This is a genomic window from methane-oxidizing endosymbiont of Gigantopelta aegis (assembly GCF_016097405.1).
Lineage (GTDB): Bacteria > Pseudomonadota > Gammaproteobacteria > Methylococcales > Methylomonadaceae > Methylomarinum.
This window is the reverse complement of record NZ_JAEHGD010000001.1, coordinates 1,742,345-1,760,589: the sequence shown is the minus strand read 5'-3', so window position 1 is coordinate 1,760,589 and position 18,245 is coordinate 1,742,345. Positions and strand designations below refer to the sequence as shown.

Genomic DNA, 18,245 nt, shown 5'->3' with positions numbered 1-18,245 from the left:
CATGAGTCTTGTCAAAATGTTTTACGACACTTCGGCCTTGTATGGTAATAACGCCAGCTTTGTCGAAGACTTATATGAACAATATCTGGAAAACCCTGATTCTGTCCCTGAAAGCTGGCAAAAAAAGTTCAGCGAAATTCGTCAGCCGAATCAGCATGACATCCCGCACAGCCCGATTGTGGAAAGGTTTGCACAACTTGCCGTCAGCTCTCCCGGGCGTTTAGCCAAATTACAAGGCTTTACAGAAGAAAGCGTCAAAAAACAATCTGCCGTCGCCCGCCTGATCAATCAGTACCGCATGAAAGGCCACCAGATTGCAGACAATAATCCACTAGGGAAAGATATTCACATCCCGCCCGACCTTGAACCGGCATATTACGGTCTGGCAGAGCCGGATATGGATACTCTGTTCCATACCGGTAATTTATATGGCAAGGACCGCATGCCTCTGCGGGAAATCATCACCACACTGAAGGATATTTATTGTGGCAGTATCGGCACAGAATACATGCATATTGTCGATACCGATGCTAAACGTTGGATTCAAACCAAACTGGAAAGCTCGCGCCCCGGCTTGACCGATCCCGAACAAAAACGCTGGCTGTTGCACTTACTCACAGCCGCAGAAGGCATCGAAAAACACCTGCATACCAAATATGTCGGCCAAAAACGCTTTTCATTAGAAGGTGGTGAATCGTTGATTCCCATCCTGGATGAACTGATTCAGCTCGCGGGTACAAAGCAGGCAAAAGAGCTTGTTATCGGCATGGCGCATCGTGGCCGGCTCAATGTTCTGGTCAATATACTCGGTAAAAGCCCAGCGGCCTTGTTTGGTGAATTTGAAGGCACCCATGTATCCTCACCCGGTGCCTTGACGGGCGACGTCAAATATCACATGGGCTTTTCCTCCAATGTCGAGACCTCAGGTGGCCCGCTACATGTCACCCTGGCCTTCAATCCATCCCATCTTGAAATCATCAATCCTGTGGTGGAAGGCTCAGTCAAGACACGACAGGACAGACGCGGAAAAGGCAGTGTTGACACCGTCATCCCGGTTCTGATCCATGGCGACGCCTCGTTTGCAGGCCAGGGCGTGGTCATGGAAACCTTGAATATGTCGGAAACCCGTGCCTTTTCGACCGGCGGCACCGTCCATATCGTGATAAACAATCAAATCGGCTTCACGACCAGTAATCCATTCGATGCGCGCTCCACGCTGTATTGCACCGATGTAGCCAATATGATTCAGGCGCCGGTATTCCATGTCAATGGTGATGACCCTGAAGCGGTTATTTTTGTCACCCGATTAGCACTCGAATACCGCATGCGCTTTCATGAAGATGTTGTCATCGACCTAATTTGTTATCGCCGCCGCGGACATAACGAAGCGGATGAACCGGCCGTCACCCAGCCCGTTATGTATAAAATCATCCATAATCATCCGACAACGCGTCAAATCTATGCTGAAAAACTCATTCAGGAGCAGCTGATCAGCGCCGACGAAGCCAAGGCAATGGAGACAGAGTATCAGCATAAACTGGATCAGGAACAGGTCGTCTCCCGTCCGATTCTGGATAACACCAGTTATTCTTATTCCCGCCAATGGGATGTTTTTCTCTATAAAAGCTGGGAAGAGCCGGCCGATACGCGTGTCGCCCTGGAGCGGATTCGTTTTTGTAATGACAGGCTGCAACGCCTGCCGTCTGGCTTTGAGCTGCATCCACGCGTCGCCAAAATCATGGAAAACCGCAATAAAATGGCGGCTGGCGCGTTGCCACTGGATTGGGGGTTTGCCGAAACCATGGCCTATGCCACCTTATTGTTGGAAAATTACGAAATCCGCTTAACTGGCCAGGATGTAGGCCGAGGCACTTTTTTCCATCGTCACGCGATTATTTACAATCAAATCAACGGCGAGCCTTACATCCCGTTAAAACACCTGGCTGAAAATCAGGCGCGCCCGCAAATATTCGATTCATTACTGTCGGAAGAAGGTGTTTTAGGCTTTGAATATGGCTACAGCTCCACCGAACCTAACAAGCTGGTCATCTGGGAAGCGCAATTTGGCGATTTCGCCAATGGTGCCCAAGTTGTTATTGACCAATTCATCAGCTCGGGTGAATCAAAATGGGGACGTTTGAGCGGCTTGGTCATGTTGCTACCGCATGGTTGCGAAGGCCAAGGCCCTGAACACTCCTCGGCACGGCTGGAACGTTATTTACAACTGTGTGCCGACGCGAATATTCAGGTTTGTTACCCCACCACGCCCGCTCAGATTTTTCACCTGCTGCGCAGACAGTTAATCCGACAATACCGCAAGCCCTTGATTGTGATGAGCCCTAAGAGCCTGCTGCGACATAAACTGGCTGTGTCCACCTTGGAAGAATTGAGCCAAGGACAGTTTCAGACCGTCATTGACGAAATAGACGACTTGGATAAAGCCCGCATCACGCGTTTGATCATGTGCTCGGGCAAGGTTTATTATGATGTGCTCGAAGCACGTCGCCGCGATAAACTAGATCACATCGCCATCATTCGGGTCGAGCAATTATACCCCTTCCCTGCGCAGGCGTTTCGCAGCATTATTCAACAATATCCCAATATCAAGGAATATGTCTGGTGCCAGGAAGAACCCAAAAACCAAGGTGCCTGGTATCAAAGCAAACATCATTTCTACAACAATCTTGATACCAATGCCAATATTGAGTATGTTGGGCGTCCAGCTTCGGCAGCGCCAGCGGTTGGCAGCTTCAAAACACATATTCAAGAACAACGCGCCGTCGTTCAATCAGCCCTCTATGGAAACCTGATAGGAAATAACAATGAAACATGAAATTCTGGTCCCGGACTTACCTGAATCAGTCTCCGATGCAACACTGGTCGCCTGGCACAAACAGCCCGGTGATTCGATTACCAAGGATGAAACCCTGGTCGACCTGGAAACCGATAAAGTGGTGCTGGAAGTTCCCGCGCCAGCCACAGGCGTCCTGAAAGAAATCATCAAACCTGATGGCGCAACGGTCACTGCCGGCGAAGTCCTCGCCATCATGGAAGAACAAGCGATTGCAGAACCAGAGCACACCGAAACAACCACCAACGCCAGTGCCGATATTCCACTAAGTCCCGCCGTCAGGCGCTTAATCCAGGAAAATCAGTTGGACCCTCAAAAAATTCTGGGTACGGGAAAGCATGGCCGTATTTTAAAAACAGACGTTCTGGATTATCTGGAAAAACAAGCGCAAGCAGAAGCCAAAAAATCAACCGAACCCAGCGCAATCCCGACTACGCAGGATATAGAAACGCCGGTTTACGCCACCTCCTCCCCAATACGTCCGGAACAACGCGTCCCCATGACACGGCTACGGGCAAAAATTGCCGAACGCTTGCTGCAGGCCCAACAAAATGCCGCCATGCTGACCACCTTCAATGAAGTGAATATGCAGGCGGTCATCAATCTTCGCCAGCAATATAAACAACGCTTTGAACAAAAACATGAGGTTAAACTCGGCTTTATGTCATTTTTTGTCAAAGCCTCGATTGAAGCTTTAAAACGCTTCCCGGCCATCAATGCCTCGATAGATGGTAACGATATTATCTATCATGGCTATTACGATATTGGTATTGCAGTTTCATCACCCCGCGGCCTCATCGTTCCTGTCATCCGAGATGCCGATCAACTTGATTTTGCCGGCATTGAAAAAAGTATTGCCGAATTTGGCGGCAAAGCAAAAGCCGGCACCATCAGTGTGGATGATTTAACCGGTGGCACCTTCACCATTACCAATGGCGGTATTTTTGGTTCCATGCTGTCTACCCCCATCCTTAACCCGCCACAATGTGCCATCTTAGGTATGCATGCGATCAAAGAACGCCCAGTGGTTGAAAATGGTGAAATTGTTATTCGGCCGATCATGTATTTAGCACTGTCCTATGATCACCGCCTGGTTGACGGTAAAGAAGCCGTGCAATTTCTCGGCACCATAAAAGAATGCCTCGAAGCACCGGCCCACTTACTATTGAATATTTGATATTAAAGAAACAACCTTATAGGGGCAGGTGCCCTACGAGGGGCTACGCAACACTATTGGGCTAATACCGTGCTTACGCTACGTATATCCCGGTCTCAATAAAAAGCCTAAGCCAAAACCTGGAAAAATCATTCAAGTGCGTCTATAAATTAAACGCTAAATATTTTGTTATGATAACCGTTTACTTCAGAGGAAATAGCGATGCTAGATTATGATGAAAAACGTAACTATATGCGCATGAATGTCGACTGTGACATTACCTACAAAACCCTTGACGGCAGTGATGAAAAACGTGGCCGCTGCACATCGCTCAGCGGTGCCGGCTTATCATTTATCGCTGACACCCCGTTTGAACCCGGACTGGCCATGGATGTTTGTGTCGAACCTAAAAAATCACTCACGCCCCCGATGGCCGCCTTGATTGAAGTTGTGCGCTGCACAGAAAAAGCGCCTGATCAATACGAAATCGCCGCGATAATCAAAAGCATAAAAGGCTGAATTGTATGTACATCATCACCAAGGAGGTTTATTTTTGCTACGGACATCGCTTGATGAACCATCCCGGGAAGTGCCGCAACCTGCATGGCCATAGCGTCAAAGCGGCTATTTCCATTCGCCAGGAACAGCTGAACGACCAAGCTATGGTCTGTGATTTTTCAGATATCAAAGCCAGCGTCAAATCGTATATTGACGACCAACTCGATCACAACTTTTTACTGCATAAAGATGATCCCTTAGTACCGGCTTTACGCGCCAATAACGAGCGTTTTATGTTACTGGATGAACACCCGACTGCTGAAGTTTTAAGCAAAATGATTTATCGCCATTTAAAAAACCAGGGATTCAATATCGACCAGGTTGTATTATGGGAAACCGACAGCGCCTGTGCCTGTTACCGGGAAGATTGAATCATGGGACATGTTCAACCTATCAACACCTCCTGGTGCCTGGAAAAGCTTTGTGAATCCAATTACCAAAAACTGCTGCGTCTGATTCCCGAACTCAAACAGATAAAAACTGAAGCTGTAGGCTTGTGCAAGAACAAACCCGCCATTCATCTTGAAATGCTGGAACAAAGCCGTTACACCGTCACCATCAAACTCTCTCATCGTTTCGGCGATGAACTGGAAACATTCATGATGCCCGAGGTCGTCATCCGCATCTATTTTGACGCCCAACTGGCCGAAGTTTTAAGCGACCACGCCCGTCATCCGGTATCGTACGTGTACAAATCAGCCACCGAATCTGTTGCCATCATGCACTATAAATGGCGACTCAATTATTTTCTGGACAAATGGCTGACACACTGTTTAAAAGATCATTACCACTTTTCAAGCCAAACACAGGACTTAGCCCCGGCTTAACCAGGGCAAGCTGTAGTTTCAGCTCGAAGACGCTTCAATCTCGTGTGTTAAAGACGCCTTGACACAATGCAGAATCCCATACGAATAGACACCCGAGAATTGTTCATAAACCGGCTTCAGACGATTATTCTGATCATCTGGCAGCGATAATATGGCATCTTGCAGCTTGTCTATTTCAGAGTCCGGCAACGATACCACCTCGCTCAATGCAATCTGTCCCTGCTCAATTGCGACCGATAAATGTCGATAAATGGTATCTGCTTTAAGTTCGCGCTGCTCAGCAATTTGTTCAGCCGTGTACCCTAATCGAAACAAGTCCAGACTTTCCTGTACCGTATCACTGCTTTTTTCCTTGATGTCAACACCTGAAAACTGCTGAATCACCGCGATAAACTCATCCCCATAAAGTGCCAGTTTACGCTCACCGACACCTGAAACATGCGCCATCTGACTCAATGTTTTCGGCCTTGCCGCCACCATTTCCATCAAGGTGGCATCATGAAAAATAACATAGGGCGGGACATCCTGGCGCTGCGCAATTTCCCGGCGTTTAGCGCGTAATGCCTCCCATAACGGATTATCAGGCTGCACTTTCCTGGATGTGCCTGAACGCGCTTTTTTGACTTGAATATCGCTGCGCAGCATCAGGGTTTGTTCGCCGCGCAATACAGGTCGGCACGCCTCGGTGAGTTTAAAGGCACCAAACCCTTCAAAATCAACCTCAATCAAACCACGCGCGACCAATTGCCTAAACACCGAACGCCAGCGTTGTTCATCTAACTCTTTACCAATTCCAAAGGTTGATTGTTTATCATGGCCAAAATGTCGTATCCGGTCATTATCCTTGCCGCGCAGCACGTCGATTAAATAACTCGCACCAAAGCGCTGGCCAGTACGATAAATACAGGATAAGGCTTGTTGTGCCGCCACTGTTCCGTCCCAAGTCTTGACCGGCTCCAGACAGGTATCACAATTACCGCAAGGCGCCTCCAGCATATCGCCAAAATAAGCCAATAAATCCTGTCTGCGGCAATGAATGGTTTCACACAAGGCCAGCATGGCATCAAGCTTATGCAATTCCAGCCGCCGGTGCGTTTCATTGGCATTAGAGCCGGCCATCATTTGACGCAGGGAAATCACATCCTGCAAGCCATACGCCATCCAGGCATTCGCTGGCAGCCCATCACGACCGGCACGGCCGGTTTCCTGATAATAGGCTTCGATACTTTTAGGCAAATCCAAATGCGCGACAAAGCGTACATTCGGCTTGTCTATGCCCATGCCAAATGCAATCGTTGCAACGATGACCAAGCCTTCCTCCTTGATGAAGCGTTGCTGATGACGTTGCCGCAATTCATTGCTCATACCGGCATGGTAAGGCAAGGCGGTAATACCTTTTTCATTCAGCCACTCGGCCGTCGCCTCGACTTTTTTTCGCGACAAGCAATAAACAATACCTGCATCGCCCGCATGTTCTTGTTGAATAAACTGCAATAATTGTTGTCGCGCCTGTTGTTTATGTACAATTCTGTAGCGAATATTAGGCCGATCAAAGCCGCTGACAAAAATTTTTGCCTGCTCCAAACCTAAGCGTTGGATAATTTCAGCGCGGGTTTTATTGTCTGCAGTCGCTGTCAGGGCAATGCGCGGCACATCGGGAAAGCGCTGCTGCAACAGCGACAATTGCAGATAATCGGCACGAAAATCATGTCCCCACTGCGACACACAATGCGCCTCATCGATTGCGAATAAAGCAATTTTTGTGCGGGTAAACAGCGATAAGGTGCGCTCATTGTTCAAACGCTCCGGCGCCATATAAAGTAAATCCAACGCGCCCTGTTGCAGCTGCGCCTCAATCTGCCGAACCTCATCTAATGACAAGGTTGAATTTAAAAAGGCGGCACGGATACCAAGCTGATGCAAGGCATTAACCTGATCTTCCATCAACGCAATCAATGGCGAAATCACAATCGCCACCCCATCCATCAGCAAGGCTGGAATCTGAAAACACAAGGATTTCCCGCCTCCGGTCGGCATCAAAACCAATACATCATTACCCGCAATCAGCTGGCTGATAATTTCAGCTTGTTGACCGCGGAACTGCTCATAGCCAAAAACCGTGCGTAATGTGTGTAACACCTTATCGTTCATAATACAAAACAAACCCTTGATTTTTTATGCATTAACGCCTACCCCGGCCTGCATGCTGTCGATAAGGTTCTCAAAATCTCGACAACACTCTATAATAGGTCGATTATACCTAAGACGCGTCATTCGCGTAGCCTGATTAATGAACACGCATCCGTCATCGTCCCGCTTAAAATATATCATTGCACACCAACAACAGCACTTGCTGAAACACGGTCTGAAAGGCATTGAAAAAGAAAGCCTGCGCATTGATTCTTCAGGTTGTATTTCACAAAGCGATCATCCCGCATCATTAGGCGCAGCGCTAACCCATCCGCATATCACAACGGACTATTCCGAAGCTCTGCTGGAATTTATTACCCCACCTTTCTCCGATATCAATGAAAGCCTGTTGTTTATGCAGCACATTCATCGCTTTGTGTATCAAAACCTGCACGATGAAATGCTGTTAACCACCAGCATGCCTTGTGGTATCAATGGCGACGACAGTATTCGTATTGCCGAATACGGCACCTCCAATATCGGCCAGATGAAACATGTCTACCGCAAAGGACTCTGGTATCGTTATGGACGGACCATGCAGGCGATTGCCGGTATCCATTTCAACTATTCCGTACCGGTCGCCTTATGGCCTTTGCTACACCAACAAAGCGGCTCTTTTGACAGCCTTGATCATTTCATTTCCGAAAGCTATTTCGGTTTGATTCGAAATTTTCAGCGCCAGGGCTGGCTTATTTTGTACCTGTTTGGCGCATCGCCCGCAATTTGCAAAAAATTCTTCAAAAGCCGTCCACACCTGATGGCGCAATTTGATGAATTTGATAGCTATACGCTGTACCATCCCTATGCTACCTCGTTACGCATGAGTGATATCGGCTATAAAAGCAAAAACCAGGAACAACTCAACATTGATTACAATTCACTCGATGGTTATGTCGAAACCTTAAGTACGGCTATCGAAACACCCTACCCGGAATACGAAAAAATTGGTGTGAAAGTCGATGGGGAATATCGTCAACTCAACGCCAATATTCTGCAAATTGAAAACGAGTTTTACAGCACCATCCGCCCTAAACAGATTGCCAATTCCGGCGAAAAACCTACCTTAGCCTTAAAGCGACGTGGCGTGCGTTATGTTGAAGTGCGCTCCCTAGACCTTGATTTATTCAATCCGATTGGCATCGATGCCGATAAATCACGCTTTCTCGAAGCCTTCCTGCTCCATTGTTTATTGCAAGACAGCCCTGATCAGCAACACGACGAATACGCACGAAACAACCGTAACCAGCTCAAAGTCGCCCATGAAGGCCGCAAACCCGGCTTAATGCTTGAACACGCCGAGGGCCAAATATCGTTACAAGACTGGGCGACAAAAATCCTGCAAAACATGCACCCTATTTGCGAAATTCTGGATCAGGACGAAAAAGGCCAACCCTATCAAGATGCCCTGACCCATTTTTTCACCTTGGTCAAAGACCCGGACTTAACCCCTTCGGCAAAAATGCTGGCCGAAATGCGCGAACAAGAAATCCCCTTTGGCCGCTATGGGCTGAATATTTCCGCTCAACATAACAAAAACTTCAAACAACAGCCTTTGCCTGAAGAGCGGCAGCACTATTTCAAAGAACTCGCGCGTATGTCGCATCTTAAACAAAAAGAAATCGAAAATAGCGACCACTTGAGTTTTGATGACTTTCTGGAACATTATTTTGCACAAACACTATGACTGACTTCGACCTGCCTCATTACCAAGCACAATTAAAAGACAAAAAACCAATGCCTATTTTAAAAGTCGCACTGGAAAATTTCGATAATATCGCCATCTCATTCAGCGGCGCAGAAGATGTCGTGTTAATTGATATGGCGTTAAAAATTCGCCGCGATATTCAGGTTTTCAGCCTGGATACCGGTCGCCTGCATCCTGAAACCTATCGTTTCATCGAAAAAGTCAGAACGCATTACAACATTGACATCGAACTGCTCAATCCAGATCCCGCCGAGCTCGAACCCTTTGTCAAACAAAAGGGCTTATTCAGCTTTTATGAAGATGGTCATCAGGAATGCTGCGGTATTCGCAAAGTATCCCCGTTAAAACGAAAACTGGCGCAACTCGATGCCTGGATAACCGGCCAACGCAAGGATCAAAGCCAGGATACCCGTAGCGATATTCCAGAAGTCCAATTAGACACTGCCTTTTCTAGCGAAGACAGGCCCTTGATAAAATTCAACCCTTTGCTCAACTGGCGCTCATCTCAGGTCTGGGATTATATTGAAGCCTGGCAAGTCCCTTATAACGAATTGCACCAGCACGGCTACATCAGTATCGGTTGCGAACCCTGTACTCGACCCGTACTCCCTAATCAACACGAACGCGCCGGCCGCTGGTGGTGGGAAGGTGAAAACAAAAAAGAATGCGGCCTGCATGCGGGGAATATTATTGATAAGAAAAAATAATAGCCGCTAACCGCTGACCAAGTGGTGTCTTTCTAAAAATACAGGCACTACTTTATCTCCCCGTTTTCTGCCGGTATCAAAGGTTTCAGAATTGCAAGGCGCAATGAATAAAATGCCCCCTATGTCAACATACCTGTCGCCTAGGAAATTTTAAATCAGGAGACAAAAATGAGCGTATTTAGCCAAGAATTTAAAGTACAATCAGTAGAAAAAGCATTATCCAGAAGACCAGAACAATCGCTAAAGCAAATTGCAGTTACTTTAGGTGTGGGTTACTCCACACTTCAAAAATGGATTCGGTTAGCTAAGAAAAATCAACTCGAAAAAACAGAGTCAAACATGTCAAAAGAAAAAAGCCCTCAAGATTGGAATACAGTAGAACGTTTTGAAGCCATTGTTCATTGTCATCATCTCACCGATGATCAGGCTAGCGCCTATTGTCGTGAACAAGGCATCTACTTACATCATCTAAATACCTGGAAAGCGGAATTTTTGTCAGAATCTAAATCAACAGAATCCGTATATAAACAGGCGCAAACAAAACTCAAACAAGAAAACAAGCGTTTGCATAAGGAGCTAAACCGCAAAGAGAAAGCGTTATCAGAAACAGCGGCTTTACTGGTGTTATCAAAAAGTGCCAAGCGATCTGGGGGAAAAGGCGGCCGATTAATCGCCTACTCAGATCGCCAACACTACAGCGCACTCATTGATGAAGCCGTTGACAATGGAGCGCGGCAGAAATTAGCCTGTGAACTGGTGGGTATATCAGCTCGAACCTATCAGCGTTGGAACCGGGGAGAAGGACTCTCAGAAGACCTACGACTGCACAATACAGCGCCTGTGCACAATCAATTATCCGAGGCCATCAAGCAAGAAATCATCACCGTGATTAATAAACCGGAATACAGCGCTTTAACGCCGCATCAAATCGTTCCGAGGTTATTGGATTTGGGCTGCTATCTCGCATCAGAATCAACCTTTTATCGTGTCATGAAAGCCCACAACCAGCTTAAGCACAGAGCTAAAGGAGCCGCAGGTCAGCATAATAAACCGCAGTCACTCAAAGCCACACAGGCCAATCAAATCTACTCGTGGGATATTACGTATTTATTAAGCCCCGTCAAAGGGCAGTATTTTTACCTCTACATGGTGATGGACATCTATAGTCGGAAAATCGTAGGCTGGCAAGTTCATGATGCCGAATCAAGCGCACACGCTGCTGATTTGATCGAAGATATCGCTCGCCGGGAAAACATCGACAAAAAGCAATTGGTGATACATTCTGACAACGGCAGTCCGATGAAAGGCGCAACATTAAGGGCCAAATTGGTCGATTTAGACATTGCCACGTCGTTCAGCAGACCTCGTGTCAGTAATGATAATCCTTATTCAGAATCGTTATTTAAAACAGTCAAATATCATCATACCTTTCCAGAAAACCCTTTTAAAACATTAAGCGAAGCCAGGAACTGGGTTGAAGCTTTCGTTTGTTGGTTCAACAATGAACATCAACACAGTGCGCTCAAGTTTGTAACACCCAACCAACGCCATAACGGCTTAGACAGCGCCGTACTCGAAAAAAGAAAACGAGTCATCGAGCAAGCAAAAAGAGACAATCCAGAGCGATGGAATGGACGACAAACACGAAATTTAACGCCCATTGGCCATGTTTATCTTAATCCGGATAAGGAAAATTTCAACACAACAGAATGTCAAGCAGCTTAATAAAATTCATTTCGTAAATTATTGCAAAAAATGCGACAGGTTGGTTGACATTTAGCGAATGACAGGCTTGGGTATGCCTGAAAGTTATTCTGTTTCATGAATAAAGACTGGAATTTAAGAAAAGAGTACGCTGTGGACTATTTATGCAACAAAGCCATAAGCAACCATTCATTTCAGGACGTTATTGAGGAATAATCACGTCTAGCGCAAGGCGCTTAAACGAGCTGAAATTAGTGATTTTCGCTGGCATGATTTACGATATACTCAGGCTGGCTAGTTGGCATGCTCAAACGAAACACCGCTTCATGTGTTGCAAGAGCTTAGCGGCTGGGCTGATCTGAAAAGGTTCTGAAGTATGCACATTTATCAGCCGACACTTGGCCGGGTATGCAGAAAACATAAATAAATTGTGATAAATTTACTACAGCCATAAAAAAAGGCTGTAACGGAAACCGCTACAGCCCTTATTTTATATGGCTCCCCCGGACGGGCTCGAACCGCCGACCTAGTGATTAACAGTCACCCGCTCTACCAACTGAGCTACAGGGGAATTGTCTGGTTGTCAACATGGCGCGCCCGGAGAGATTCGAACTCCCGACCGCTCGGTTCGTAGCCGAGTACTCTATCCAGCTGAGCTACGGGCGCCTTGTTGAGCCGTTTATTATCCTTTTTTAGCGATTTTATGTCAACTATTTTTTCCATAAAATAATGACTTTTCTAGTGGCGGAGAGTGAGGGATTCGAACCCTCGATGGGCGATAAAACCCATACTCCCTTAGCAGGGGAGCGCCTTCAGCCTCTCGGCCAACTCTCCTAAAACTGTTTATTCTTCAGAATTTGAAGAAGACTCTTCTTGTTCCTTTTTAATTCGTTCGTATATTTCTTCACGGTGTACCGAAATCTCTTTCGGTGCATTGACACCAATACGAACTTGATTACCCTTAACACCCAGAACGGTAACGGTTACGTCATCACCTATCATTAAGGTTTCTCCAACCCGTCGAGTTAAGATAAGCATAATATCTCCCTGCATCTATAAAATTACTGTTGACGAAAACGGCAACAGAGCCGCGTATTATACGTGTTTTTTTTATTAAAAAAAAGCTTTACGCCTGTTCTTTTTTATCTAAACCAAAAACACTGTGCAAAGAACGTACCGCCAGCTCCAAATATTTTTCATCTACAACCACAGAAATTTTAATTTCCGAGGTTGAAATCATTTGAATATTGATTCCTTCGTCCGCCAGTGTTTTAAACATGGTGCTGGCTATTCCAGCATGGGAGCGCATACCGACACCCACGATGGAAACTTTAACAATATTATCTGCGCCTGTCACCTGTCTTGCACCGGTTTCCTGACACACTTTTTTCAGTATTTCCAAGGCCCGCTGATAATCATTTCGATGTACGGTAAAAGTAAAATCGGTCGTGTCGTCATCGGCGATATTTTGAATAATCATATCGACTTCGATGTTTTGTTCCGCAATCGGCCCTAGTATTTTTGAGGCGACACCCGGCAAATCCGGCACTCCGGTTACCGTCAGTTTAGCTTCGTCCCGATTAAAGGCAATACCAGAGATTAGGGCTTTTTCCATTTGTGATTCCTCATAGGTAATAAGTGTGCCATTACCTTCTTTAAATGATGATAAAACTCTTAATGCGACATTATATTTGCCGGCAAATTCCACCGAACGAATTTGCAGGACTTTAGAACCGAGACTGGCCATCTCCAACATTTCTTCGAAGGTTATTTTATCGAGTCGGCGCGCCTTAGGCTCTATTCTTGGATCGGTGGTATAAACACCATCTACATCGGTATAGATATGACATTCATCGGCTTTCAAGGCCGCCGCTAAAGCGACGGCCGTGGTATCTGAGCCCCCCCGCCCTAAGGTGGTAATATTCCCTTTTTCATCGACACCTTGGAACCCTGCTACGACAACGACCCGACCTTGCTCCAGATCCTGACGAATTTTGTGATCATCGATGTCCTGAATACGCGCCTTGGTATGACTGCTATCGGTCAGGATTTTGACTTGACTGCCTGTATATGAGCAAGCATCGCAGCCAAGCGCATGCAATGCCATCGACAATAGCGACATGGTAACTTGTTCACCAGTTGACAGCAAAACATCCATTTCCCGCTCGCTGGGTTGGGCCTGCATTTCTTTGGCCAATGCAGTGAGACGATTGGTTTCGCCACTCATCGCCGAAACCACAACCACCAGTTGATGACCTTGGTCATGGGCTTTTTTGATTTTTTCGGCGACCGCTTTGATGCGCTCAACCGAACCCACCGAGGTTCCTCCAAATTTATAAACGTATAATGCCATTTTTTTATGCTTGTAATTGTTGCTGAACCCAGTCCGGGACATACTTTAGCGCATCTTCCAAAGCCGCTGGATTAGTACCGCCGGCTTGCGCCATATCAGGGCGTCCACCACCTTTTCCACCAACTTTTGTCGCCACTGCATTCACCAAGTCTCCCGCTTTGATTCGGTGGGTCTGGTCTTTGGTCACGCCCGCGATAAGTCCGACTTTATCACCATTGACGGTTGCCAAAACAATCGCCGCACTGCCCAGTTTGTTTTTAAGTTGATCCATCATCGCCCGCAAGGCCTTATTATCAACATCATCCAACTTGACAGCTAAAACCTTGATACCTTCCACATCAACCGCTTGTGCTGTCAATTCACCGCCAGCACTACTGGCCAACTTGGCTTTCAGGCGTTCGACCTCTTTTTCCAAAGTTCGGTTTTTATCCAGTAATTGGCGAGTCTTATCCAACACTTTTTCCGGGCTGCTTTTTAACATATGCGCAACCCCCATCAAGGCCTGTTCACGCGCACTCAACCAGCTTAAAGCGGCTTCTCCTGTAACGGCTTCAATTCGTCTGACACCTGAAGCCACCCCGGATTCACTAATAATTTTGAACAGACCGATATCGCCGGCCCGATTAACATGCGTACCGCCACATAATTCTGTCGAAAAATCACCAATCTTGAGCACCCGTACTTCATCGCCGTATTTTTCACCAAACAAAGCCATAGCACCGGCCTTAACTGCATCATCTTTGGCCATAATTTCGGCCTTGACTGGATTATTCAAACGAATCTGCTCATTGACGAGGCGTTCAACTTCAGCCAGTTCTTGCGCCGTCATCGGTTCAAAATGGGCAAAGTCGAAACGTAAGCGCTCTGCATTGACTAATGAGCCTTTCTGATTGACATGCTCGCCTAATACCTGCCGAAGCGCGGCATGTAATAAGTGAGTCGCCGAATGATTCAATTCAGTTGCCTTACGTTTTGCTTGATCGACACAAGGCTGGCAAGCGTCATTACAGGACAGATAACCTTGAATGACTTTGCCTTTATGCAAAAACAAGTCCGCCCCCTGTTTTTGAGTATCTTCCACCTCAAACACACCCGATGCCGTTTTAATAATCCCGCTATCACCGACCTGACCGCCTGATTCGGCATAAAAAGGCGTCTGATCTAGAATAACAATTCCTTCTTCCCCTTGCTCCAGATGGTCTACCGGCTCACCTTGCTTAAACAGAGCACTGATTGTGGCTTGATCTTCCAGTTTGTCATAGCCGGTGAACTCTGTCTGGCTGTCATGAACAATATCCTGATCATAATCGGCGTTGAAACGTCCTCCCGCACGAGCGCGATCACGCTGTTTAGCCATTTCCACTTCAAAGCCCGCATGGTCGACACTCAACCCCTGTTCACGAGCATAATCGGCCGTCAGATCGACTGGAAAACCATAGGTGTCGTACAACAGGAACACCACATCGCCAGGAATAACCCGACCATCGAGCTTTTCCACACAGGACTCCAACACTTTCATGCCTTGCTCCAGCGTTTCAGCAAAGCGCTCTTCTTCTTTTTTCAATACCCGTTCGACTTGGCTCTGAGCCTGCTTGAGTTCAGGATAGGCATCACCCATTTCGTCGACCAAGGGCTTGACGAGCTTATAAAAGAAGGTCTCATGAATGCCTAGGCGATAGCCGTGCCGAATCGCTCGACGAATGATGCGTCTCAACACATAGCCACGCCCTTCATTTGAAGGCAAAACGCCATCGGTGATCAAAAAAGAACAGGAGCGGATATGGTCGGCAATAACACGCAATGAGCTGTTTTCCAAATCATCCACCGCCGCTAATTGCGCCGCATGTTTCAGAATATTCTGGAATAAATCGATCTCATAATTGCTGTGTACGCCCTGGACAACAGCGGCAATCCGCTCCAGCCCCATGCCGGTATCGACAGACGGCGCCGGCAGTGGATTCAGGTTACCCTCTTTATCCCGGTCATACTGCATAAATACCAAATTCCAGATTTCGATATAGCGGTCACCTTCTTCATCCGGACTGCCTGGCGGCCCGCCGGCCACATCTTCGCCATGATCGTAAAAGATTTCACTACACGGTCCGCAAGGCCCGACATCGCCCATCGACCAGAAATTATCTTTGGCACCAATCCGGGAAAAGCGTTTAGGATCAATACCGATATCATCCAACCAGATAGCTTCGGCTTCAGAATCTTCTTTGAAGACAGTTACCCAAAGTTTTTCAGGTGGAATTTCTAGTACTTGCGTCAGAAAATCCCAAGCATAGTGAATTGCTTCTTTTTTGAAATAATCGCCAAAACTGAAATTGCCAAGCATTTCAAAAAAAGTATGATGACGAGCGGTATAACCGACATTTTCCAGGTCATTATGCTTGCCGCCCGCCCGCACACAGCGCTGGCTAGAAACAGCCCGTTTGTAAGGTCGTGTTTCCCGGCCTAAAAAGATATCTTTAAACTGCACCATTCCAGCATTGGTAAACAATAAGGTCGGATCATTACCCGGCACCAGCGAGCTGGAGGGCACGACCTCATGATCGTGTTGCTTGAAGTAATCTAAAAAGGCCTGACGCAATGCGGCGCTGCTCATTTTTTTCATAGACTCGTCGTTCCTAACGCTCAATTTTAATCTTCAAATGTTGTGATAATTGTTTGATCAAGTCTGCACTAAATCCACGCTGTTGTAAAAACCGATAACGCTTGGACCAGTCTGCCAACGTTATCGATGTTGACTGTGGATATTTATTCAGATAAACCTGTTCGATCACATCCAGCCAGGTCATGGCCATATCATCTAGCAGCTTGTCCAAATCAAGCGCAGCAGCCCCTTTTTGCTGTAATTCGTAACAAATTCTTACTGGGCCATAGCCTTTTCGAATACGTTGCCGAGCAAAACTCTCAGAAAACCGCTCATTGCTCTGCCAATTTTCTTGAGCCAGTTCGTCGATGACTATTTTCGCTTGCTCTGTGTCCAAGCCTCGCTGCTTCAGTTTGGTCAGCAGCTCTTTTTGGCTATGTTCACGCCGCGCCAATAATCTCAAACAAACTTCTTTAATCGTTTGCCTGGACTGCTCCACAATTATTCAGTCGCTTTATCATCGTCTTGTAGCGCTTCCGCTTCAGTGTCGCTGTTACCAAACACTTCGGCCCGAATAGCATCTTCAACAGCTTTCGCTTTGTCCGGGTTATCTTTGAAAAATTGCTTGGCATTATCTTTGCCTTGGCCAATTTTCTGATCCCCATAACTGTACCAAGCGCCTGATTTTTGGATAAATCCGTATTTAACCCCTAAATCGACCAATTCACCATAAAACGAGATCCCTTCGCCATATAGAATTTCGAACTCAGCTTGCTTAAAAGGCGGCGCGACTTTATTTTTAACCACTTTTACCCGGGTTTCATTGCCGATCACCTCGTCACCTTTTTTGATGGCTCCAGTTCGCCGGATATCAAGCCGTACCGAGGCATAAAATTTTAAAGCATTTCCCCCAGTCGTCGTTTCCGGATTACCAAACATAACACCGATTTTCATCCGCAGCTGATTGATAAAAATAACCAGCGTATTGGAGCGCTTGATGTTGGCCGTTAATTTACGCAAGGCTTGTGACATCAAACGTGCCTGCAGCCCCATATGCGAATCACCCATATCGCCTTCAATCTCGGCCTTAGGCGTTAATGCGGCAACAGAGTCGACGACGACAATATCGACCGCACCGGAGCGCACCAGCATATCGGTAATTTCCAACGCCTGCTCACCGGTATCCGGTTGCGAGACCAACAAGTCTTCAACCTTCACCCCGATTTTTTCGGCATAAGATGGATCCAGCGCATGCTCTGCATCGACAAAAGCGGCCGTCCCGCCCAATTTTTGCATCTGGGCTATGGTTTCCAGTGTCAATGTCGTTTTACCCGATGACTCAGGCCCATAAATTTCAACAACCCGACCTCGCGGGAGTCCACCGCAGCCCAAGGCAATATCGAGCGCCAGAGATCCCGTAGATACGACCTCTATATCGCGACTTGCCCCAACATCGCCCAACCGCATCACCGAGCCTTTTCCAAACTGCTTGTCAATCTGCATCAGCGCGGCGCTCAACGCTTTTTTCTTGTTTTCATCCATAGTTATTTGCCTGAGTTCGTGTAAAACACTTAAATCTCAAATGAGCTAAGAAGCCG

At 46.9% G+C, this 18,245-nt stretch carries 14 protein-coding genes and 3 tRNA genes; 8 read left to right on the top strand and 9 right to left on the bottom strand.

The features are described 5' to 3' along the window. Window position 1 precedes the first annotated feature (1 nt). The 5 genes from JEU20_RS08825 to JEU20_RS08805 all read left to right on the top strand — a co-directional run bounded on the left by JEU20_RS08825 (window position 2) and on the right by JEU20_RS08805 (window position 5,392). Window positions 2–2,833 (top strand): 2-oxoglutarate dehydrogenase E1 component, encoded by a 2,832-nt coding sequence (locus JEU20_RS08825; RefSeq protein ID WP_198245094.1) that lies wholly within the window; start codon window positions 2–4, stop codon window positions 2,831–2,833. Next, window positions 2,823–4,028, top strand: a complete 1,206-nt coding sequence (odhB, locus tag JEU20_RS08820; RefSeq protein ID WP_198245092.1) for a 2-oxoglutarate dehydrogenase complex dihydrolipoyllysine-residue succinyltransferase — start codon at window positions 2,823–2,825, stop codon at window positions 4,026–4,028. Before JEU20_RS08825 ends, odhB begins: the two co-directional genes overlap by 11 nt. A gap of 201 nt (window positions 4,029–4,229) precedes the next feature. Next, the gene (locus tag JEU20_RS08815) at window positions 4,230–4,526 is read left to right on the top strand and encodes a PilZ domain-containing protein (RefSeq protein WP_198245090.1); all 297 of its coding nucleotides are present in this window, start codon (window positions 4,230–4,232) and stop codon (window positions 4,524–4,526) included. 5 nt (window positions 4,527–4,531) lie between these two features. Continuing rightward, on the top strand, window positions 4,532–4,936 hold the full coding sequence (locus tag JEU20_RS08810) for a 6-pyruvoyl trahydropterin synthase family protein (RefSeq protein ID WP_198245088.1): 405 nt from the start codon (window positions 4,532–4,534) through the stop codon (window positions 4,934–4,936). A gap of 3 nt (window positions 4,937–4,939) precedes the next feature. Beyond that, window positions 4,940–5,392, top strand: coding sequence for a DUF1249 domain-containing protein (locus JEU20_RS08805; RefSeq protein WP_198245086.1), 453 nt, complete (start codon window positions 4,940–4,942; stop codon window positions 5,390–5,392). Between the two features lie 18 nt (window positions 5,393–5,410). Here the strand turns inward: JEU20_RS08805 and recQ are convergent, their stop codons facing one another. Next, window positions 5,411–7,543: a DNA helicase RecQ gene (recQ, locus tag JEU20_RS08800; RefSeq protein ID WP_198245084.1), complete on the bottom strand. Its 2,133-nt coding sequence runs from the start codon at window positions 7,541–7,543 to the stop codon at window positions 5,411–5,413. A gap of 139 nt (window positions 7,544–7,682) precedes the next feature. Between recQ and gshA the strand changes: the two genes are divergently transcribed. The 3 genes from gshA to JEU20_RS08785 all read left to right on the top strand — a co-directional run bounded on the left by gshA (window position 7,683) and on the right by JEU20_RS08785 (window position 11,719). Then, window positions 7,683–9,266, top strand: coding sequence for a glutamate--cysteine ligase (gene gshA, locus JEU20_RS08795; RefSeq protein ID WP_198245082.1), 1,584 nt, complete (start codon window positions 7,683–7,685; stop codon window positions 9,264–9,266). Then, on the top strand, window positions 9,263–9,994 hold the full coding sequence (locus JEU20_RS08790) for a phosphoadenylyl-sulfate reductase (protein ID WP_198245080.1): 732 nt from the start codon (window positions 9,263–9,265) through the stop codon (window positions 9,992–9,994). The genes gshA and JEU20_RS08790 overlap by 4 nt, the downstream gene beginning before the upstream one ends. Window positions 9,995–10,162: 168 nt before the next feature. Further along, window positions 10,163–11,719, top strand: coding sequence for an IS3 family transposase (locus JEU20_RS08785; protein WP_198243245.1), 1,557 nt, complete (start codon window positions 10,163–10,165; stop codon window positions 11,717–11,719). 474 nt (window positions 11,720–12,193) lie between these two features. On the opposite strand, the gene JEU20_RS08780 is transcribed toward JEU20_RS08785, so the two are convergent. The 8 genes from JEU20_RS08780 to recA form a co-directional block, all read right to left on the bottom strand. Next, a tRNA-Asn gene (locus JEU20_RS08780) sits at window positions 12,194–12,269 on the bottom strand. Between the two features lie 18 nt (window positions 12,270–12,287). Further along, window positions 12,288–12,364 (bottom strand) — tRNA-Arg (locus JEU20_RS08775). A gap of 76 nt (window positions 12,365–12,440) precedes the next feature. Beyond that, a tRNA-Ser gene (locus JEU20_RS08770) sits at window positions 12,441–12,532 on the bottom strand. Window positions 12,533–12,541: 9 nt separating this feature from the next. Further along, window positions 12,542–12,736: a carbon storage regulator CsrA gene (gene csrA, locus JEU20_RS08765; RefSeq protein WP_198245078.1), complete on the bottom strand. Its 195-nt coding sequence runs from the start codon at window positions 12,734–12,736 to the stop codon at window positions 12,542–12,544. Between the two features lie 88 nt (window positions 12,737–12,824). Continuing rightward, window positions 12,825–14,051, bottom strand: coding sequence for an aspartate kinase (locus tag JEU20_RS08760; RefSeq protein ID WP_198245076.1), 1,227 nt, complete (start codon window positions 14,049–14,051; stop codon window positions 12,825–12,827). Between the two features lie 4 nt (window positions 14,052–14,055). Continuing rightward, window positions 14,056–16,668 (bottom strand): alanine--tRNA ligase, encoded by a 2,613-nt coding sequence (gene alaS, locus JEU20_RS08755; RefSeq protein WP_198245074.1) that lies wholly within the window; start codon window positions 16,666–16,668, stop codon window positions 14,056–14,058. A 13-nt stretch (window positions 16,669–16,681) separates the two neighbouring features. After that, a complete protein-coding gene (locus JEU20_RS08750) occupies window positions 16,682–17,146 on the bottom strand; it encodes a regulatory protein RecX (RefSeq protein WP_245395160.1) in 465 nt (154 codons plus the stop codon). Between the two features lie 2 nt (window positions 17,147–17,148). After that, entirely contained in the window at window positions 17,149–18,189 is a 1,041-nt protein-coding gene (recA, locus tag JEU20_RS08745) for a recombinase RecA (RefSeq protein WP_198245072.1), read from the bottom strand. Between the last annotated feature and the right edge of the window lie 56 nt (window positions 18,190–18,245).

Bases quoted from the DNA above. Each gene is read 5' to 3' on its own strand.
- alaS (WP_198245074.1), bottom strand. From the start codon at position 16,668: ATGAAAAAAATGAGCAGCGCCGCATTGCGTCAGGCCTTTTTAGATTAC.
- JEU20_RS08785 (WP_198243245.1), top strand. From the start codon at position 10,163: ATGAGCGTATTTAGCCAAGAATTTAAAGTACAATCAGTAGAAAAAGCA.
- JEU20_RS08760 (WP_198245076.1), bottom strand. From the start codon at position 14,051: ATGGCATTATACGTTTATAAATTTGGAGGAACCTCGGTGGGTTCGGTT.
- JEU20_RS08805 (WP_198245086.1), top strand. From the start codon at position 4,940: ATGGGACATGTTCAACCTATCAACACCTCCTGGTGCCTGGAAAAGCTT.
- JEU20_RS08815 (WP_198245090.1), top strand. From the start codon at position 4,230: ATGCTAGATTATGATGAAAAACGTAACTATATGCGCATGAATGTCGAC.
- JEU20_RS08790 (WP_198245080.1), top strand. From the start codon at position 9,263: ATGACTGACTTCGACCTGCCTCATTACCAAGCACAATTAAAAGACAAA.
- odhB (WP_198245092.1), top strand. From the start codon at position 2,823: ATGAAACATGAAATTCTGGTCCCGGACTTACCTGAATCAGTCTCCGAT.
- gshA (WP_198245082.1), top strand. From the start codon at position 7,683: ATGAACACGCATCCGTCATCGTCCCGCTTAAAATATATCATTGCACAC.
- recQ (WP_198245084.1), bottom strand. From the start codon at position 7,543: ATGAACGATAAGGTGTTACACACATTACGCACGGTTTTTGGCTATGAG.
- recA (WP_198245072.1), bottom strand. From the start codon at position 18,189: ATGGATGAAAACAAGAAAAAAGCGTTGAGCGCCGCGCTGATGCAGATT.
- csrA (WP_198245078.1), bottom strand. From the start codon at position 12,736: ATGCTTATCTTAACTCGACGGGTTGGAGAAACCTTAATGATAGGTGAT.
- JEU20_RS08825 (WP_198245094.1), top strand. From the start codon at position 2: ATGAGTCTTGTCAAAATGTTTTACGACACTTCGGCCTTGTATGGTAAT.
- JEU20_RS08810 (WP_198245088.1), top strand. From the start codon at position 4,532: ATGTACATCATCACCAAGGAGGTTTATTTTTGCTACGGACATCGCTTG.